Annotated in this window: 16 protein-coding genes and 2 pseudogenes; 6 read left to right on the forward strand and 12 right to left on the reverse strand. The window is 38.2% G+C overall.

Annotated elements, in window-relative coordinates; all coding sequences use genetic code 11:
• Positions 1 to 495 precede the first annotated feature (495 nt).
• From V7K89_RS25815 to V7K89_RS25840, 6 genes are all read right to left on the reverse strand, one after another.
• Positions 496 to 2,091, reverse strand: a complete 1,596-nt coding sequence (locus V7K89_RS25815) for a DUF4419 domain-containing protein (RefSeq protein WP_335192240.1) — start codon at positions 2,089 to 2,091, stop codon at positions 496 to 498.
• Positions 2,092 to 2,238: 147 nt separating this feature from the next.
• Positions 2,239 to 2,991, reverse strand: a complete 753-nt coding sequence (locus V7K89_RS25820) for a CPBP family intramembrane glutamic endopeptidase (RefSeq protein WP_335192242.1) — start codon at positions 2,989 to 2,991, stop codon at positions 2,239 to 2,241.
• Between the two features lie 86 nt (positions 2,992 to 3,077).
• Positions 3,078 to 4,514, reverse strand: a complete 1,437-nt coding sequence (locus V7K89_RS25825) for a transglutaminase domain-containing protein (protein ID WP_335192244.1) — start codon at positions 4,512 to 4,514, stop codon at positions 3,078 to 3,080.
• Positions 4,515 to 4,564: 50 nt separating this feature from the next.
• Positions 4,565 to 5,197 carry a hypothetical protein gene (locus V7K89_RS25830; RefSeq protein ID WP_335192246.1) on the reverse strand — a complete coding sequence of 211 codons (633 nt, stop codon included), beginning with the start codon at positions 5,195 to 5,197 and terminating at the stop codon, positions 4,565 to 4,567.
• The gene (locus tag V7K89_RS25835) at positions 5,160 to 6,881 is read right to left on the reverse strand and encodes a GmrSD restriction endonuclease domain-containing protein (protein WP_335192248.1); all 1,722 of its coding nucleotides are present in this window, start codon (positions 6,879 to 6,881) and stop codon (positions 5,160 to 5,162) included. The genes V7K89_RS25830 and V7K89_RS25835 overlap by 38 nt, the downstream gene beginning before the upstream one ends.
• Positions 6,882 to 6,911: 30 nt before the next feature.
• Complete coding sequence (locus tag V7K89_RS25840; RefSeq protein ID WP_335192251.1) at positions 6,912 to 9,314, reverse strand: exonuclease domain-containing protein; 2,403 nt, start codon at positions 9,312 to 9,314, stop codon at positions 6,912 to 6,914.
• Between the two features lie 541 nt (positions 9,315 to 9,855).
• On the opposite strand from V7K89_RS25840, the pseudogene V7K89_RS36080 reads away from it, so the two are divergent.
• From V7K89_RS36080 to V7K89_RS25850, 3 genes and pseudogenes are all read left to right on the forward strand, one after another.
• Positions 9,856 to 9,924 (forward strand): annotated as a pseudogene (locus V7K89_RS36080) (hypothetical protein); the annotation flags it as partial.
• 10 nt (positions 9,925 to 9,934) lie between these two features.
• The gene (locus tag V7K89_RS25845) at positions 9,935 to 10,114 is read left to right on the forward strand and encodes a thermonuclease family protein (RefSeq protein WP_335192253.1); all 180 of its coding nucleotides are present in this window, start codon (positions 9,935 to 9,937) and stop codon (positions 10,112 to 10,114) included.
• 182 nt (positions 10,115 to 10,296) lie between these two features.
• A complete protein-coding gene (locus tag V7K89_RS25850) occupies positions 10,297 to 11,244 on the forward strand; it encodes a 5'-nucleotidase, lipoprotein e(P4) family (protein ID WP_335192255.1) in 948 nt (315 codons plus the stop codon).
• 30 nt (positions 11,245 to 11,274) lie between these two features.
• Here the strand turns inward: V7K89_RS25850 and V7K89_RS25855 are convergent.
• The 4 genes and pseudogenes from V7K89_RS25855 to V7K89_RS25870 all read right to left on the reverse strand — a co-directional run.
• Positions 11,275 to 11,595 (reverse strand): annotated as a pseudogene (locus V7K89_RS25855) (thermonuclease family protein); the annotation flags it as partial.
• Between the two features lie 12 nt (positions 11,596 to 11,607).
• A complete protein-coding gene (locus tag V7K89_RS25860) occupies positions 11,608 to 13,011 on the reverse strand; it encodes a PhnD/SsuA/transferrin family substrate-binding protein (protein ID WP_335192257.1) in 1,404 nt (467 codons plus the stop codon).
• A gap of 15 nt (positions 13,012 to 13,026) precedes the next feature.
• Positions 13,027 to 15,648: an NERD domain-containing protein gene (locus V7K89_RS25865; protein WP_335192260.1), complete on the reverse strand. Its 2,622-nt coding sequence runs from the start codon at positions 15,646 to 15,648 to the stop codon at positions 13,027 to 13,029.
• An 8-nt stretch (positions 15,649 to 15,656) separates the two neighbouring features.
• Positions 15,657 to 16,139: an EVE domain-containing protein gene (locus V7K89_RS25870; RefSeq protein WP_335192262.1), complete on the reverse strand. Its 483-nt coding sequence runs from the start codon at positions 16,137 to 16,139 to the stop codon at positions 15,657 to 15,659.
• A 506-nt stretch (positions 16,140 to 16,645) separates the two neighbouring features.
• On the opposite strand from V7K89_RS25870, the gene V7K89_RS25875 reads away from it, so the two are divergent.
• Entirely contained in the window at positions 16,646 to 17,509 is an 864-nt protein-coding gene (locus V7K89_RS25875; RefSeq protein WP_335192264.1) for a TauD/TfdA dioxygenase family protein, read from the forward strand.
• A 440-nt stretch (positions 17,510 to 17,949) separates the two neighbouring features.
• Positions 17,950 to 18,087 (forward strand): hypothetical protein, encoded by a 138-nt coding sequence (locus V7K89_RS25880; protein ID WP_335192266.1) that lies wholly within the window; start codon positions 17,950 to 17,952, stop codon positions 18,085 to 18,087.
• A 4-nt stretch (positions 18,088 to 18,091) separates the two neighbouring features.
• Here V7K89_RS25880 and V7K89_RS25885 read toward each other — a convergent pair whose 3' ends face one another.
• The gene (locus tag V7K89_RS25885; RefSeq protein ID WP_335192269.1) at positions 18,092 to 19,081 is read right to left on the reverse strand and encodes a hypothetical protein; all 990 of its coding nucleotides are present in this window, start codon (positions 19,079 to 19,081) and stop codon (positions 18,092 to 18,094) included.
• Between the two features lie 244 nt (positions 19,082 to 19,325).
• A complete protein-coding gene (locus V7K89_RS25890; protein ID WP_335192271.1) occupies positions 19,326 to 19,583 on the reverse strand; it encodes a hypothetical protein in 258 nt (85 codons plus the stop codon).
• Positions 19,584 to 19,959: 376 nt separating this feature from the next.
• On the opposite strand from V7K89_RS25890, the gene V7K89_RS25895 reads away from it, so the two are divergent.
• A partial coding sequence (locus V7K89_RS25895; protein ID WP_335192273.1) for a hypothetical protein occupies positions 19,960 to 20,176 on the forward strand: 217 nt, incomplete at its 3' end.

The following is a 20,176-nucleotide window of genomic DNA, read 5'->3' on the forward strand; positions in this document are numbered from 1 at the left end:
TTAAACTCAATTTATAACTTTGAACTATATGTTGTCCTAGTACAGAGTGAAGTATTTCGTGACCGTTTGGCTAAATTATCGTTCAAATCACACTTGCTAATCAAACGAATCTTGGTACAAGGTTTAACACCGATACAATTGCTATCTATCCAATAACCAATGTTAGGGGGGCGACCGCTTCATGTCAACAAACAAAGCGTATTATCAATAGGGTAGAATGTCATTAATCCTTGCTTATTGCTAAGATTTTAGGCAATTGCTTTAGGGCTTTAAAAATAATCAGATGCGAAAGGAAAATTTTTTTGTTGGTTCTTAACCTTTGTTGCGATCAACAGTAATTTAGATGCGTTTGCCCTGCACTTTCTCTGATGGCAAGTTGTAGACTTTATTGTTGAACTGGTGTGAGAAAACCTCTAGCTGGCATGGCAGTAAATATAATTGTCTAATTTACATTTTATGCAAATTAAAAGTACAGCAGCTTATCTTTTAGTATTCCTAGTCTTCCGGCCAAAGCAGTAATTCATATTTAAATTCAGTAACGTCAAAGCTAGAATCGTCGAAGTAGTACTGCCCCTGGGCTTGAAATATGCACTCAAAAAGTTCTGGAATGCTTTTAGCTATAATTACAGGATCTTGAAGCTGATTACTATCTAGAATCGGCTGGCCCAAAAGTATGCAATATTCGTTATTCAGAGCGTTAAAGAAGTAAGTAATACAACGACCATCTTCAAGATCCATCAGATGAGTTACATAACAGATAGGAGATTTTGGTTGAGAAATTTCGTAAATTTTAATGAAACTATACTTAGGAATTTGCCAAAAATGACCACTATTAGCATAAAGTGTCGCACCATCGAATCGCTCTAGCATTTCGATGTGTTCTTTAGGAACTGCCTCTGAAAAACTACGAAAGTCAGACCAGTTAATCGGCAGTTGTACAAGGTGTTGCTGTTGAATTTTGTCGAGTAACTGTGCAAAATGATTGTTACGTTCGCGCACTGCCCAACCAATCTCAGGTTGTAAAGTTTGCGATTGAGAATCTTGACGAACACCAATAAAACCAGCAAGCAGTTCTAAGGAATATTCTTTCTCACCTGCCATTTGAAGACAAAATGGAGCTTGAGAAATTCCTAAAGGCAAGCTATCAGCACTAATACCGCGAGTTTCGTGGCTGAATGTTTGTTCGGAGGATGATGACCCGTTAGGCAAGGAGCAGCGATCTATTGCCAAAACGGGATTTCTTACCGAGGGAACTTTAGTTACTGAATGTTTAATATAAGGAAATAAATCACTCAACCAGCCAGTAATTAGTTCACCGCCATAAACAGCTTTAGGCTTGTAGATGCTGCGCCAAAACTCTAACGATGGTCTACCTGAAGCTGTTTCCACAAATTCTCGGCAAATTGGCATTAAGCGATCTGTCCACCAATCCAAGTCATACTCAGCCATGATTTGGATGCGAGCGCAAATACTTTGCCAATCTTCTACAGTACCCAGCAGTGTAATCTCAGGAATACCGCAAATGCAATACATTAGGTAGTCAAAATACTTTTGGAAGGTATTCATCATCACGACATGGCTGGCTGTGCGAGTGATGGGTGTTGTAGTACTGAAGTTACACTCTATCAATCGATACAGGTCAGACCCTACATGGTCGCGGATAAGCAATACCCAGTTTTGAACTGCCTCACTCCAGTGCTGGGTTTGTTGGGGGATTTGTAAAGCCTCAACTACGAGTTCTTGCTTGCCTTGGTGACGAACAAAACGCGAACGCAAAGTTTCTGCATTATTGTTGATATGTTGAGCAAATCCTTGAGCTAACGTTATCCAAATGATGTCAGGTGTTAATAATAACGGGCGATGTTCGCTAAAAGCAGCATGAACAGCAAATGCCAGCGAATGAATATCTTTGTCTTGAATTACCTCCAACGTATCATTATGGCTGAATGCCAGGACTTTTTCTTGGAAATGCTTCTCTAACTGAAATTTGGCGTTTTCAGTAGGTAAAGGTTTCTGAGCGTTTTTTACATCATCAACACAAAAGCGAATCTTTCCTACAGTTTGTTCCAACATAGGTGCAAGTACTGCCATGAGCTAGTTCTGGTTATATTTTAGTTCTACTTAATATTTTGCAAATCTAGAAAAGAAATTATGCCATTTTTTAGAAAAATTTTATATAAATCAATACCTTTACCAAAAGTTGAGCAGCGATTTTGTATAAAGAGAGTCTCTGATATTCTAATTGGAAATATATTTAGCCCTGCGTTCCTCCCTTCTTCGTTTTTTATAGTTATTAACCTGATATTTAAGCCACATAAATGGATAAATATCTCCTGCCAAGTGAAAACCTATAGACCCAAGAAGCCCTACATCTGAATAAAGCAAGGTCACAGTAAAAATATAAAAAACAAGATGTGTAATAATATGTAATTTTCCTTGATAAATATGATTTCCCAGACTTACAAATAAACCCAGAAAAATTGCTAAGTAATAATTATTTGTATGTATGCTTAATTGATGTACTAGTACTCCCAGAAATATCAACTCTTCTGTTATTGGATTTAGTATACATACAGCAAACATAAATAATATTTTCTGAAGCTTTTGTCGTGGCATAAGCCTTATAGAAACGAGATAAGCATCATTTTCCACAATTTGGCTGATTTTCAAAAGATTGAAGACTTTACTTAAAAGCAACACAAATATACAATAGCCACTTAAGCCAATTATTAGGGAAAATACTGGGAATATTTCAAATTTTAAACCAACTGATGGTGCATCCCATCCTATAATATAAGTTATGCAAAAAAAGGAAATTAACGAAATTTGATTCCATAAGATATAAAAGCCAAAACCAGGCTTGGGCCTTTCTGCTCTTCGTTGCTTTTTAATTAATTGTCTTTGAGCTATGCTGTTATAAAAATACACCATACTTAAGACAACTACAAAGAATAGAACATAATTAGTTAATGGAGGTAATTCAGTTTTCACAATTATCTTTTATGGGGTTGTGGATGAAACTTAGTATTACTCATATATATTTTTTTAACTCATTTTCTGATATTTAAAATTTTTTCTCACAACTTGTTAAACTCTAATTGACCTACATAATTAAATTCACCCTGACTTTTTGTAGACGTAAATAACCGCATTTCATAGGAACCGGAGGCAGGGAGTTTACACGTAACTTGATCGCCTTGTACGGGGCGACCGCAGGACTGGGAGTTGCTTTCACCTTTTGAGTTATAACTGGCTAATAACCAAACATTTTTAGGATTTGCCAATACTAATTTTGCTTCATCACCCACATTCGTCTGTGATCGCACAGGGCTGACAAGTTGCAAGCCATCAGCAAAAAACTTTGGTTTCATCATCGGCTGGCGCAAAAACTCACCAAGCGGTAATGGATTTGATAACAGCTGCCAAGCAGGATCTTTTGGAAAATGGCTGATCACCATAACTTCTGGTGGGGGCATTAAGTATTCAGTACGGTAGTTTTTTGTAAAACCTGACGAGCGATCAACATAACCGCTATCCCAAGTAGCATCAATTAAGTACCATTGTCCTTTGACTCTTGCTGCATTCCACGCATGACCTTGACCGCTAAGGTCGCTGGTTTGAGTCCGTGCATCTCCTACAACATAAATGATTTCTTCTCCAGCCGCTTTACCCAATGCTTCTAATAATTTTGCATAGCCGGCACACACAGACTTACGAGTTCTAAATACAGTTTCGGCATCTTGTGGTGGATATTGCCCTGCAAAATAAGATTCAGCATCGTATGCAATTCGATCTGCAACGTAATCGTGAAGAGCTTTAATTCGCTGTACCGGATCTGATTCTTTACTAACAATATACTGAGCAACTGATGCAATGCTTGTCTCTACACTGCTGGGCATATTGGCAACTGCGGGGTGTATTCCCATACCTTCCCACGCCCAACCACTGGTATTATTAGCTGGCTGCGGTTTAGCAGTATCTTGGGTTCTTAATTTCTCAAAAGGATCTCGGTCAGTTTGGGGTTGTGGTTGGACTTTACTACTGCCGTCATCGTAACGCTCAAAAGGATTTTTATTGAAGCTGAGATACATTCCTTCCAAACCATTTGCCAGCTTGAATAAATTCTGTCGAATTAACTGTGCAGGTTGTCCTTGTAAATTACCCAGCATCCAGTCGCCTCGCGTTGACAGAGCTACAAAACTCAAACGCGGTTGCCATACTAATAAGGCAGCGATCGCCACAAAGTTGATTACAAGAGTTCTGAGCGTCAGGCGATCGCCCAAAGTCAAAATGCGCTCTTTGCTCCGACTGCCCTTGCTTTGTGCCCGTAGTTCCCAAAGCATAGGTAAGATGGGAAAGAGAAACACCCCTGCTAGTACAGCTAAAGAAGTAGAACGGTTATTGTATGCAGCTAGGGAAGATGCTAACCAGACACCTAGAACGGGTGTGAGGTAAATAATAGCGATCGCAGCCCACTTGATTAATGTACCGATAAGTTGGAAGAGAATAGCCATATAGATTTACGTTTCAGAGAGTAACTAAATTAGAAAGATTTATACCTGGCTTATACCCAAGCTAAATCTTCTAAAGCTTGAGCAACTTGTGGGCGTAACTGCCACTGCCATTCTCGTTGAGTAGTACTTTCGGTATCTGACAATATTTTCCAGTAGCCCGAAGCTAACATTAGTGACCAGAAAGGTTTACCACTATCGTCATGTTGAGGTGGCGAATAGTTTAAGTAATTTGCAACCAGTTCTGCTATTCTGGCGTATTGAAGATTTGCACCACCAAAATGTTCATATCCAGCCGCCTTTACTAACTCAGTTGCAGTAATAATTTGCTCGGCTGCATGGTAATGCGCTCTCAGCATAGCTTTATGACTATTCGTTATTTCACAACTAACAGCGATAAAAGCTTTTTTATAATCGTCTACTGTCGGAAACTCAACAGCTAAAACCTCTTGGATAACATAGCTTTTGAATCTGTCTATGTCCGTAAAATAGCGATAACCAAGACGATTTGCAGCCAATTCTATTTCTTGATCTGCATCAATTATCAGGGCAACTGATTGACTTTTCCCCGATTGCAAACCATTGGGCCATGCTAAATCAAGTACTTTACTCACTGTTCCTGTCGAATCAGCAATTTCATACATCCATTCACCAATCGGTAATCCCTGCTCTTGCACCCATATCATTACATTCTTCCAGAACTCGTTCCTCAGCCAATGGTACAACCACAGTAGAACTTTCAGCTTGTTCTTCTAACATAGAATCTGTCACTTTTGGTTCTGGAATATCCCCGGTGAGTAAGCTATTCAAAAATTTATTGGCAGCTTGAGCTAAAAGTTCACGGCGTGCGGTTAAGAAATCACGGTAGTTTTCAATTTGCCACAAACTGCGTTCCATCGGTATCCAGTGCGTTGCGATCGCTCCAGGTTGCGTTTGCTCGAATGCCTCAAAATACTCCGAAGGATGACGGTTTGAAACTTTGAGGTTAGTTTCTTGGGTGAGAAAGGTGAGATTAGCGATCGCATTCACTTCTGATTTGGGATAACCACCTTTGTAAAGTAGTGACTTGGGAAAAATATGGTGAACTTCTAGGTAATTATGTTTGCCTAAAAGATGTTTTGACAGAGCAATGCCACTATCCCAATCTTTTGCTTGATGTACGCGGGTAAGCATATAAACTAATGGATAAAATCTTGACCCCATACCCCAGCCTTGAAAGTCAATAGCTTTGATTTCCAAGTCTCCACGATTTTGTCGTAGGTTGGCGATAAGTTGGTCTAGCGGGTTATCTGTAGACTCTAATACGTGTAAATCTTGGGTTAGAACGCTCTCAGTTGAACCTGCGTACCGTCCCCACAGTAAAGTATGTACATACCAGTACAATAATTTGTCGCGTTCTTTGTGATCTTTAAGATGTCCGCCACGCCCAACAAGGTAACGCACCATGACAGGAAAGGCGTAAATACCACCGAGTACCCGATTGTGGTCGAGTCCCAAACGCCCAGAAATGAGGTTGAGCAGGGTATCAATTGCTTTTTCTGCCTTGTTAAGCCCGTCTTGAAACGTCGCAGTCTTAACATCTTTGAGCGCGGAAAACACTGCTTCTCCAGTAATAACTGCGTTAATGCACCTCAGCAACCACTCCAAACGAAAGTCAAAACCTGCTTTATTCCATTTTGCCAGACGTGTTTTGAGTTCGTTACGGGCATCCGGCCATTGGGCACAAACTTTTGCTAGTGCTAAATCACCTTTAGATAGTTTAGTTCCTCCGCTATTGACAGTGTTAAAAATCTCTACAACGACATCGACTGTTTTATCTTCGCCACTGACTTCTTCAATATGTAGATTAATATTTTTGATGCCTTCAAGTTTGTTCAAACGATTGATGTAAGTGGTCAATCCAGCAGCTAGTTCGGGAATTTTTAGCAAATTCTGAATAAAAACTCCTACACCTTGCTGCATCAAGTCACTGACATTTACCCATAAAGGGTTATCTTTCATTTTCAGAGGAGTATAAAATTCAAATATTTCTTCCTCTAAGTTGAAGTATAAACCTGTGAAAGCTTGGGCGTTACCATCAAAAAATTGAGGTGGTTTGCCTCGCACAATACCATAATAGGAGGTGATACGCTGTTGCCCATCAAGCAGCAGTTTAACTGTACCAGTGGAAAGCTTACCATCACCACGAGCATGGTCAATTGCTTGTTCAGTTTTGGTTTCCCATACTAATAAACTACCGATGGGATGTCTACGATATAGCGAATTCATCAACCTGCGTACTTGGTCACGATTCCACACGTAACCCTGTTGGAATTCTGGTAGAGCAATACTGCCCATGTCAATTTGGTCAAGGATAGTTGTAATGTTCATGGTTAATTTTTAGAGAAAAACTTATAATGTTCACGCTGCCTGTGCAAAAGATTTAGTAAAACCAAACATACTGAACAGCCAATGATACCAATGCTGATCGGTGATAAATATCTTTAAAGCTGACTCCAAATCAACATCTAAATCTCTATTTTGAATGTCAATAATTGTCTGATAGGTTAAATCCAAAGCAATTCTGTCCCGCTTGGCGAATAACTTAAACTTTCCATTAGGGGAATTATTCAGTTGAGTTATTCTTTCTCTCCCTACTTTCCCCTTTACTTCAGTTAATCGCTCATCTCGAAATAAACCAAAACGGTCATGGTGATGCAGACTTACTAGCTCATTGAAATTAGCGATTCGGCTAGTAAAAGATGAGGTACTTGGGTCAACTTGCAGAAATCCCATCACATAATTTTTGTTGTCAGTCTCAACCACAATATGCTCAGGTAAAACTCGCTTACCCAAACGATAATGAGTTAGTCGGATAGGTTTTATATAATTAAAAGCTTCGGCAATAGTTTTCAGTTTACCTATATCATCATAATCAGAAATGATCGGAAGATTACTATACTGTTTCTCAAGTTCAGTCTTCTTTTGAGTTAAATACTCAATAATGTTGACTGAAGTGTGTAACTGAAGCTTAGGAGACTCGGGAAGAAATTGCTGACGCAATTTTATTAAATCAACTGACCCTGGTTCCTGTATTACTTGAACCAAATCTAGAAATACTTCGGTTAACTTTTGCTGTTGCTGCTGTAGAATTCTTAGCTGTTGTTCTAGTTGTTCTTTACTATCAGGTTTGTGCAGATTTTCTTTGACAGATGCTAGAGGAATTTGACGAACTCTGTAGTTATAATAGTCTGCTGCTCGGTTCAATACCCCTCGAATTGGCTTTTGTCCAAGAATATCTTCCAAATCTTCAGAGCTAAATAATAGTTCTAGAGGAATATCAAGCGCCTGAAGCTTTACCCGCAGAATCGCTTCAAGTTCTGTTTCATCTGGCTGACGTAAATAAATCTGGTACTGGGAGACTCTACCAATAATTGAGTTGTCAAAGCTAGCTTGAAACTGTTCCCATCGATCGGGAAACATATTGAGAATAATTAAACTGTTAGGAACGTGAGTAAAAATTTCCTTGATAGCTTCCCCAAAATTCAGTAAGATTTCTCGGTTATGTGAAAGCCCCAATCCTTCTAGCTGATCGAAGACGATGATTAAGGGTTCATCCAAGATAGATAGTTTAGCCAAAACTGAAATTGCTTCCAAAGAAAAAGCTTCTTGGCTGAGGTCTTCACCCCAATTTGGTAAACCCACTAATTCTGTCTCTTGGGCAGATAAAATATTGGCAGCTAGCCAACGGGTAGCGATATCTTTCCGTCGTGGGTCGGTATAACTACAATACTTAACAATTCCTTTGAGGATTGCAAGAGCAAAACCCCCAGAAGAATAATGACCTGCCCACCATTCACCGATCCGTTTCTCAATGTGCTGCCAGTAATCATGCTTACGTCTAGTTCCTTCGGCTCCAAGATCATCTAAATTTTTATCTTGTAGAGCTTTGATAATTTCTTGGTCTTTTTGAGATGTAACTCGGAAACTGAGAATTTTATAAAAGCTATTGATAATCAGGTAGTCCAATTGAGTAGCAGAACCAACCGACTGTACTAAAGACTCCAAAATGCGGCTGTAGATGTGATGCAGCACTGCTTTGGGATGGTTTGGTTGACGGATAAATAACAGTCGATTATTGGCTAGTCGCTCATCGGCTAGTCTCATCATCAAGTGGGTTTTACCAGTCCCCGGCTCTCCAATAACTACGACTCCTTTACTCTGGCGATTGGAATCTAGTTTGATATCAGCCAAAATTGACTCAAGAGTAAGATATTCTTGGCGGTAAGTGGCAAAATAATCAGGGTGAGTCTGAAACGGAGTATCAACCCGACTAGCACTAAATGGATTTGGCTGCTGTTTTAGTTGCTCTATCATCAGTCGCCGACAAAGCTGGTATGTGAACTGAGCATCATATCGAGCAGCATGAGCCATATCCCTAACAAAGTGTTGCTTGTTCACCTGCAAATTAAAATGCTTACTCAGGTATTCTAGGGAATGGCTTTCTAGTGCAGGCCAAAGACTTTTTGCTCTATCCCAAGTACACTCAAATTCTAATTTGGGGCACACTAGACCAACTCTGCGAAAACTGGACTGAAGTATCTCAATATCGTGCAAGGCATAGTGGCAGATTATTTTCTTTCCTTGCACAAGTGCCAAAAACTCTGACACCAGGGTTTTGAGGCTTTTGAGGTTGGGCAGATTCTTGTTGTGATTGGGATAATCGCTAGAAAACCCTTCATAGATCAACCGTCCCTGACTGTCCACAATCGCCAATTCACTTAATTCCGGTTTCCCCTCAGTATCTAAAACTACAAAGTTCATATAACCCTGACTACGAGTAAGCTATAGCAAAATTAACATAAGTAGTAAAAAACAGGTATAATTTGTAGCAATAAAATAAGTAGTGATGAATAAATGCCAGCAGATAAACTGGTTATTTATACTTATCCAACAATAACTGCAAGTATTGGTGCTGTATATCTGATTGAAGATAGTAAATATTACTTGTGTCAGTTTTGCTGGCTAGTAAAGCCATGAATATATAGTCTCAGGCAATGGATCGCTAAAGCTCTGAATTGAGCCATTGCTTTACTGGTTGTTGAGTCACATATTAAGAACATCTGACATTATGGCAATAAGTGTCTAACCTTGGAATTATAAATTTCTGTTTCCCAGTTGCCATACATAAATCTCTGCGTTCGCATATATCCTGATTAATCCCTAGATTGCCTTCATCAGCACTTCGTTGCCAGAAGCCATGTCTTTGGCATAGGTGTTGCAAGCCAAGGAAGCTCAAAGTTGCGGATGCCGTCTATGATACGTTAATACTTAGGGTTGCCTTGAAATAGCCAGTAGGTCTTTTATGCACAAGAGAAAAGAGCTTTGTAGAATCGATGCACCTGAAGTCAGACACGATAAAGCTACAGGACAACCATTTGGTAATGAAGCAAAACAGAAACTGCAATCGCTCGTTGCAACGCCCCGAAAATCAAGTAATGGTCATTCCGGCGGGGAAAGATAAGCAGGGGCGTACTGTTGCAGAGGTGATGGTTTACGGCCAAGGTGAGGCTGAGATTAGTTTTCAGGAAGAACTACTCAAAAGCGGCTTGGCTAGAACGTAGCAAAGCGGCGTGGAATGCCCGAATCAATTAACTTTTGAGAATGCTCAGAGGCTGGCGATCGCATCAAGGGTTGGAATATGGGGACAAATGAAGTGACATTTTTTCTAAGTGTGTTATAAGTGTACAGATCGATTCGCTAACAATAAATATTCGCTGAACTAGGTCAAGGACAAATCCATAAAATGCCTCGCACATATATTAAGTTTGTTACATTTTCTACATTAGCCGCTTCAAGTTTGCTTGTTTTGGGACTCAAACAAGATACGCCAGAGATTACCAATGCACAGCTAAATGAACAGTCCGTATTAGCACTTAACTGGGTACAGCAATCGGGAGAGTACCAAGCTCTTACTTACCAAGCTTTCAATATAGGCCAGCTTGTCTTCGACCAAGCCAAAGCTAAAAAAGTGCGTAACCCAGCCGTGATTGTTGATATTGATGAGACAGTTCTTGATAACAGTGCTTATCAAGCAGGCTTTATTGATACGAATAATAGCTTTGACCCAATAACGTGGAATAAATGGGTATCAGTAGCCAAAGCTAAGGCTGTTCCTGGTGCGGTCAAGTTTGTGAATTACGTTAATGATAATGGTGGAACTGTCTTTTTTATTTCTAATCGAGATAAGAGTAGTAAAAAAGATAGCCAAAACAATGATTTAGAGATTGCAACTATCAATAATCTAAAATCAGTTGGTTTTAAAGGTGCTAATACTACAACAGTATTGTTGAAAGGTGAGTTCACTAAAGTTATTGATGGGAAAGAAAATACTTCAAAGCAATGGCGGCGGGAGGCAATTGAAAATGGTAAAGCTGATGGCAAAAAATACACAGTGATTGCTCTACTAGGCGATAATCTCAATGATTTTGATGAGACAGCAGGCAAGAGCAATCAAGAGCGACGCAATCACGTTAATAATAATCGCCAGCGTTACGGAATATTTAATGCAGATCCCAAGAGTAAAACAATTGAACCTGCGTATATTGCCCTTCCCAATCCTATCTATGGTAACTGGGAGACAGGATTGTATAATCCCCAAGCTGTTCAAAAACAAAATGCTTGGGATATGAGTCCATCCGAAAAAAACCAGCAACGTAAAGAGGGTTTAAATGCTTGGCTATCAGGTCGATAAATATAGCTCAATCCGTAAATGTAGATAATATTAAACTTTTGCCTGCTTTTTTAAGCTTGGCTTTCTATTGCGTCGCCAATCCCAAGGTGGAGTAAATTGTGAATCTGCCCAAATATTTAACTGTTGTTGTTTGGCATCAATCTCTGCTTGTTCAACATCAGTAGCACTAGGGCAGCTTTTAATGTACTGCCTATAAACCATAGCTAGCCCTTCCCTAACTAATACTTGTTGGGCAAAAGTGCCATCAGGTAAACGTATCTCAGCAACTTTACGTCCATAGTGGTCAGTATCTACTATGTTTAGCAATACTTGATTACCACCTTTCTGTATTAATGTTTTTAGTCGCTCTTTAGCTTTATTGCCCTATAAAAACTGATTTATATCAGTAGGGTTATTACTGTTTTTTTCTGTATCCGAATGAGGCACTTCTGCGGCATCTATACAAGCAAACCTCACTCTGATTTCTTGATTAGATACATCAGTAACGGTGATTGTATCTCCGTCATCAACTTGCTTAACTTGATAATTTGACTGAATAGAAGAGTTTGGTACATCTTCTAATATGTTTAATTGATTAGGCTGTGTAAGTTTTAGCTCAAAGATTCCTGCTTGTGCTTTTTGGGGAGCAACGTTTATGATTTTGACTTCTTTACCTTGTAAAGCAATTGGATTGGAAGCACCAGGAACTCGATCAAGAACTTTTTGAGGTATAATTATCTGGTAAACTTTATTATCTTTTCCTGACAACTTGAAAGCTTCATCTTCATTATTTTGGCGACTCCATCCATTAATTCGTCCTAATATTTCTGAAGTATTAGGAGAAATACTAGGTTTTGGCTCCGGGGGACTATCACTACAGTAGAAATTAACTGGATTTTGTTTAAAATCTGCACATTTTAAGATGTCTTCAGTTCTCTGAGAAATTTTTATTAATTGTGAATAATCAGATTCTTCACTACTACCATAATTAGCTTGTTTTCTAATATTTTCCGGTGCATTTAACAAAACTTGTGTAATTATCTGACGGTCAGATTCAGAAAGCTTAGGTGATAAATAAACATTAGCACCAGGAATTTGCTTACTTAAGTGAATAATTTTTAAGTCTTTATCATTTTCAACTGCCTCATACGCCGCAGCACCCACATCAATTTTTCCAGTTTTAACTAAGTCTTTAATATCTTTACTTCGATGCCCCATATCTACCCTGAGACTTTTACCAAATAAGTCATAAACTGGTACATAGAAACTAGATGCTGAATTGAAATCGCCTAGAGCAATAGTATTTGTGGATTTTAAATCATTGAGAGATTGAATACTACTGGTAGATTTTGTGAATAACGTAGCCTGGTAATATGGAGGATTATTTGGAAACATTCGAGCGGCAAAATGATAATCGTTATTTTTCGCAGCTACGGAAAGTATTGGTGATAAAGTAAAGGCAATATCCCATTCCTTATTTATCATTCTTTTCCTGGCTTCTTCATAAGGAATTGATTCATCGCCATCAATCACTATTTGCACTTTATTACCAAATTGAGAACGCAGGTAAGCAGTTAGCTCTTGATAGTAACTAGGTTTACTTAAAATACCTATGGTTAAAGTGCTTGTTTGTAAGCTTTGTTGTTTATTTGTAATAGCAGGAGTAGGTGAGGAGACTACGGATTTAGGAGGATTAGATGGACAACCTGATAAACCCAAAACTCCAATAAATGCTAAAAGCTTTATGAAATTCTGACTATTTTTAGAGTTAGGCACAATAGATATCATCTGTATTTTTTATGATTAGGCTACTTGTTTATTAGATATACCTGTAAGTTTTTGCAAAATTTGTTGATAAGTTCTTACATTTTGTAATCTAGCTTGACTGTCTAATTCTTCAATAACAGTAACCAAATTATTTAGTGTAGCTACTCTGTAAAAACCACCTATATTCGATTCAATGTTATTATTAATATCCGAGTTTGCTGGAAATACAACAATACCATACACAGGAAATCTATTCCAATTTGATGAATTTACATATTTATATAAAGAATCTACATAAGTTTTAACTTGCTGATAAGGGTTTTCTCCCCAGCAAGCATAAATATAGAGTTTTCTAGTTCCTGTATCGCAAGTCCATCCAGTATTACGCGGATTACCAACAGATTCAATTGTTCCCTTATAAGATTTAGCTTCTACAACGATGCAGCACTTATTTGTAACAATTATAAAATCAGTAAATTTACTTCCTTGTCTTCCGATACCTACATCAAATTGTGTTAATACTCTTCCTGAAGAAAAATGCTTTTCTAAGGAGTTTTTAATAGATAATTCAAAAATATTGAGAGGATGTCTACCTTTTGTTTCAATAGTAATAATCTCAAGTTCTTTAGCCAAAGCTTCTAATTCAGCTTGTTTCTGTTTTTCACGTTGTTCTAATTGTTGCTCTCTCTCTTGAGATTCTAATAGGGAATTTTGCAACATATTTAGTTGAGTATTAAGTTGTTCTTGTATTAAATTTTGATTAGCTAATTGTTGTTCTAACGCAGTAATAATTTTCTGGGAACTTGTTTCATTGTTTCGCAGTTGTTGTAATTCAGAATTAACTAAAGAACAAGAGGTTTCAATTTCATGTATTTGCTGTTGAAGTTGGGCTAATTCATTTTCTTTTAGTTCATTAGTTTCTGATTGTTTCTCTTGAACAATATATAAATCCTGAGTTAATTTTTTAATTTGCTCTTCATATTCCTGTTGCTTATTTAGATTCTGTTGTGCCTCTAATCTAGCTTTTTCAGATTCAATCTGTGCCTGTCTAGCACCTTGTTGGGATTCTAACAGAGAACTTTGTAAAAGTTCTAGTTGATGGTTAAGCTGTTCCTGTTCAAGTCTTTGATTAATTAATTGTTGTTCTAAGGTGATAGCAATTTTTTGAGAACTTTTTTCATTATTTCGCAATTGTTCTAATTCTGATTCAGCATTATGTATTTGTTGCTTCAGTTGAACTAATTCATTTTCTTTTGGTTGATTACTTTCTAGTTGTTTCTTCTGCACAATCTGCAAATATCTGTTTAATTCTTGAATATGTGCTTGATACTGTTGTTGTTTATTTAGATTTTCTTGTGCCTCTAATCTAGTTTTATAAGATTCAGCTTGCGCCTGTTTAGCACGTTGTTGAGACTCTAATAAGGAACTTTGCAAAATCCCCAACTTATTGTTAAGTTGTTGTTGTTCAAGTTTTTGATTAGTTAATTCTTGTTCTAGTCTAGTAGCAATTTTTCGAGAATTAATTTCATTGTTTTGCAGTTGTTGTAATTCTGATTTAGCTAATAAACGAGAATTTTCAATATTCTGCACTTGTTCTTGAAGTTTAGCTAGTTCACTTTCTTTCAGCTTGTATAATTGATTAGCTTGTAACTGTTTCTTCTGAGCAAGTTGTAAATGTTGATTTAGTTTTTCAATATGTTGTTGATACTGTTTTTGTTTATTTAGATTTTCTTGTGCTTCTAACTTAGTTTTTTCTAGTCCAGTTTGCAGAGCTAATAAATTTTCTGTATTTTTCGGGAGATTAATCAGGGATTCCTTGAGTTGAGAAATTTCCTGCTTAAGTCTGTTATTTAAAATACGCAATCTTTTAGCATCATTAGTTAATTCGGTTTTCTCTTCTCCTCTTTGATTTTTTAATACTGTTAGTTCATTTATTCTCTCAGCTAATTGAACTTCTAAAACTTTATTGATATTTTCTAATTCATCTTCTCTTTTTTCTGCTTTCTTTTTATCAACTCGCTTTTTATAAAGCATAAACTCTAAACCACTCCAGATAAGCAAAGTCGCCCCAAAACAAGCTATTAGACTTGTTGTGTAAGTTTGAATCCTACTACTTCCAGAAAAAGGATTAGTTAGCAATGTTGCAATATCCTCTTGAAACGTTGGTCTTACACCCCTAACATAGTAAACCCTTCCTATAACACGCCCTTGATTAGTAACATTTATAGCACTGCGTTCAATAGCATGAGAATCAATATAAGTCCACTGTGCAAATACAGGTGGAGGATCAAGCAACACATCGTAGGGATGTTTTATTAACTCCTGTGGATTTAGAGCCGCTTTCCAAGATGAGGATTTTCCATAATCTTTACCTGAATAAGCAATTATTTTTTGTCCACTAGAGTCTGTAACGATTAATCCAAATAAACTATAATTACTATCTAAAGTACGTTGTATTTCTTCTGGTTTATTTTTCACAATTGCATACGAAAGTTTTGTTGGTAGAGTATGAGATAAAATGTTAAAATCAACAGTCTGAACGCGAAATATTGTTTGATTCCAATAGTTGTTATAACGGTCAAAAGTGACTGCTCCACCAACCCCAAAACTAATTATTCCTGTTAAAGTTAATCTACCTATAGTATTTCTGATTTGCATTTGAATAGCTATCCTCTTAATTCATGTACACGTTGCCATTCCTGTTGTGTAACCTTGTAGTTTGTAGCGTTTGGCTGACGAATCACCATCAGAGTTTTCAACACAGGGTCTTGTTTTAAGTCTTCCCTTAGCAGTGGCTTTTCTATCAGCTTGCTGGTAAAGCGAATTTTGGAGTAGATTCTATTCATGACGCGACTAGTGTCAATCCAGTAGCCGATATCAGTAGGGTTTTCGATATTCTTAAAGGATTCGATAATCTCTGCGATCGCATATACCCCCGCCTTATCTCCAGCTTTCCAAATCAGCACTCCATCACCAGGAGCCATCTCATTTGCATAGCGCGTTGCAAGCCACGGCATCTGCTCAAAGTCACGGATGCCGTCTATGATGCGGTAATACTTGGGGTTTCCCTGAAATAGCCAGTAACTCATTTTTTGGTAGATGTAGTTTAAGAATAGGTTTAAGTTGGCGATCGCTTGGCTTTTCTCCATGCACACAACGTCATTCCTGCTGCGTGATTTTGTAATTGGCAGCATTCGGCTGACGAATTACAATCAGATTTTTCAACACAGGGTCTTGCTTTAAGTTTTCCCGCAGCAGTGGCTTTTCTAACGGCTTGCTGAGATAGCGAATTTTAGTACACGATTTAACATCAACACGGCTGGTGTCAGTCCAATAGTCAATGCCAGGGAGCTTTCAATTAGCTTTAGAGATTTGAGCATGACTGCGATCGGTTACGCCATCGCACTTTTAGCAAGGCATAAGTCCATCACATATACGCCTACTTTATCCCCAGATTTCCGTTCATTAACCCCCATCACCAGTAACCATTTTCTGTGATCCACCAAGGAAAAAGCTCAAAATCGCGGATGCCATCTGTGATACGCTGGCTTAGGCTGACTTCTATCGTTTGTAATGCAAGCTTCAAGATTATTCGTTTTTTACGTAAAGCACGAAGCTTGAGGTGAATAATATTATCAAACGGTATTTACTTAAGATGAAGAAATTGTTGACTGTACAGCAGCATTCAAGACTGGGCAAGGAAGTTCTACGAGATTGTAATCTTGCATCCATAACAGACCAACAAGTTGAGGAATTGAAACAATCTCTCTGGAAACACGGGGTTATTGTTGTCAGAAAGCAAAAACTGACGGCATCCCAGTTGAAAGACTTTGCAATCCAGACGTTTGGTGACTCAACCCTTGGTCGTCGCCCCAAGCCTCTAGACCCCGGAATCGCTCCAGACTTACAAAGTCCTGGAGTCTCCATTTTAGGTAATCCCAAAGGGCTTTCTGGTGAGGTGGTTGGCAAAGTTGCTTGGCAATGGCATCACGATAAAGACCATCTCCCTAAAACACAGGGACTGGATATGAATGCCCTCTATGTCGTGATGCTTTATGGGGTGTCCATCCCGGACGAAGGAACGGATGGACAGCCCCACACCACTCTCTTTCTCGACATGGTGGAAGCCCACCACAATCTCGCTCCTCAACATCAGCAGCAATTAAAACTACTGTCGATGTATCACCTATCACCTATCTTCCCACAGCCAGGGGTAGAGATTCCTCGGAAATTACATCCAATTGTCTCAACTCACAAAGTAACTGGGCGCTATTGTTTATATTTGGGTTCTGACACTTCGATTCTCAAAGGTCTAGAAAACAAACCAGAAGCTGCTAAACAGTATTGGCAGGAATTGTTTCGCGGGATTCTGGACTGTACGCCAGTTTATGCCCATATTTGGCAAGCTGGAGATATTGTGTTTTGGGATAACTCCCAAGTTATGCATACAGGTATGCCCTACAATCCAAACAAATATCAGCGGATTGCTCTCCGTGTTGCTGTTATGGCTAATAATTGAAGTTGGAACAATTGCGGGGTTTGGCGGGGTCAACAAAAGAATTCTATCCCTCAATTAGTTCCAGTATTGTGTCCCCTTACGGGGTAATTAGTTTATGCTATCAAGTCCAAATTCTACCAAGTAGAATCCCTTGAATCCCACAATTAATCACTTACAGTATTGTTGAAAGATGGCGTGTTAGAAACAGATGGTGCGCGAGATTTTACCCAACGGATAACAGAAAGTCTTTTCTAGTGATGATTGCTGGAAATAGAATTATAACTCAGTTGGAAAAATCGGTAATTCAATCTCAAGCGATCGCGATCGCACTTTGTCCCAATAGCTGCTGAAGATTGCACTCAGAATTTATCGGGGGAAGCTCATGAACAACCAACCGAATCACAAAAACCTTAGCCCACAAGAAATGCCATGTCCTATTTGTAGTTCACAAAATTTTGTGAATGGGTCGTACCGTTGGAGAATCAGTAAGTCAGTGGGTGTATTTCCGTGCTGATGGGGCTGGGTGGGGAGAAGGCGAAAAGCTGCGGGCGCGTAAATGTAGAAATTGTAACAATGTTCAGTTATTTACCTATGATTAACTGATTAGTAAGAGTAAGGTTCTAGAAGTATTTTATTGCGTCCATAATCTATTGTAGTGCGAAAGTTTTTCAAAAAAGGCTCACCTATTAAGGCATCTACATCTGAATCGAGTGGCATTATTGCTAATCTATCAGTATCAAATTTGAAGCCATTTATATTACCATTAATACTTGGCATATTTTCATTAAATATGGTTCCAGATGCTAATTCAGTTTTTGATTGGGTACGTGGATAATTTGCGAAATATTTTTGTGCAAATTTAATATTTACTGCTAACCTCATAGTATTACCAGTATCAACTTGAAAACGAACTGGATGGTTAGCTAACTGACCTATTACTATCAAATTCCCATCATTCCAAACCATATCAACTAAATAACCTTTAACACTTGGGTTTTTGGTTATATCATAGTCTTTATCTCGTAAATTTATTTCTTGTTTTTTATAATCAATAGTCAAGACAAGGTTTTGAAAAACAGTATTACCTAATATAATTTCATTAATACCTTCTGCTTCTGCTATGGCAATTTTCTGAGCATCGGCTTTCTCTACTATTTTTTCTGAAATTGTAGGTATATTCTCTAGCTCAAAACCACCTAATTTAATGTTTGGTGCTAAGACCCATTCCCCTAGTATCCGATGTTGCTCCCCAATCCCAAGTATTTGAACTTGTTTTCCTATGGGACTTGCTTTTAAGTTCAATGTTTGAGGCCATGAAATGTATATCGCACCAGTATCAATAACACAGTTAACTTGTTTGCCTGCCCAAAGTGCTTGTACATATATTAAGCCTTTTTTTTGAGTGAAAGGCAATCGAACTTCTTTGTATTGCTGTTGTGAATCTAATCTCCATCTAGCTGTAGCGAAAAGTTGACTAAGGTTTATTTGTGTATTTTTGGTTTGATATAAATCTCTAGTCTGGTTAGAAACGCTTATAACTAAGCTGAAAAAAATCAGGGCTATAATATATGGATTTATCAAATTTTTGTTCATAATATTTCGCAAAATTTAATCTGTTCAAAGTAACGGATGCCATAAATAATGCAGCAGTATTCGGGGTTGCTTTGAAATAGCTCTTAAGTAGGTTGGTGTGAATATTTATCATTGGGATGAGGCAGGAGTCAGAAGGCAGGAGGCAGGAGGGAAGAGGGTTTGAGTCTATTTAATTTTTTTTAACATAGTTTGGTTTTTCCACATCGTTCTACTTAAGTCATTTCCTAAGTTAATTTATCTCCAATCATTCTTCTTCATCTGTCACATCACTGTATGCCGAATCATCCACAGCCAATACAGGCTTACCCATAGCAGCTTCAATTTTGCCAAGTATTATCCGTTGACGCGATGCCATAAAACCCTCAAAGTCATCCTTTCGCAGTGTTATTGCGTCGATTTGATGAGTTGCTAAAATCGCATTCATGCCTGCATCGTCTAGCTGAACACTTTCATGCTTTTGAAGCTGAACCAGATATTCGCTTGGAGCTTTACCACCAATCATCCGATTTGCTTTAAAGGATATCAGAGTTTTGTTGAGGATAGAGTTATAGCGAGATGCGGGAATACCCTGCTTGTCACACCAACTCTTGGGGAAAATGTGATGAATATCTAGTCTGCGTTCTTCCCAATCGGTTTCATCTAAATCTCGTAATTACTTAGTGAGAATAAGCCAAGGCATCTGCTCAAAGCCGCGGATGCCATCAATGATACGATAATACTTGGAGTTGCCTTGAAATAGCCAGTAGATCATTGTTTAGTAGATGTGCTTGTTTGTATGGAATTGGCGATCGCTTACTAATTATTCCGCTGCGTTCCGATCCTCACGGAGATAAAGTGAAAATTCACGCAATTCAATTTCAAACGCACTCAACATAAACTTGATTCTATCTCGAATAGCATTAGCTGATAAATTGCCTTCAGCACAAATACCACTGTCAATTTCGATAGCTTTTCTCAAGCTGCTTTTATCTCTAGAGAAAAATACTCCACCACGAACAGTTTTAGAGGATGTTTTAAAAGTCCAAGAAAGTAAAAACTCATGCGAGTCGTCGAAGCATAATACGTATCATCGCAATATAAATAAAAGTCTCGGAG

This window comes from Nostoc sp. (assembly GCF_036917515.1).
Taxonomy (GTDB): Bacteria; Cyanobacteriota; Cyanobacteriia; order Cyanobacteriales; family Nostocaceae; genus Nostoc.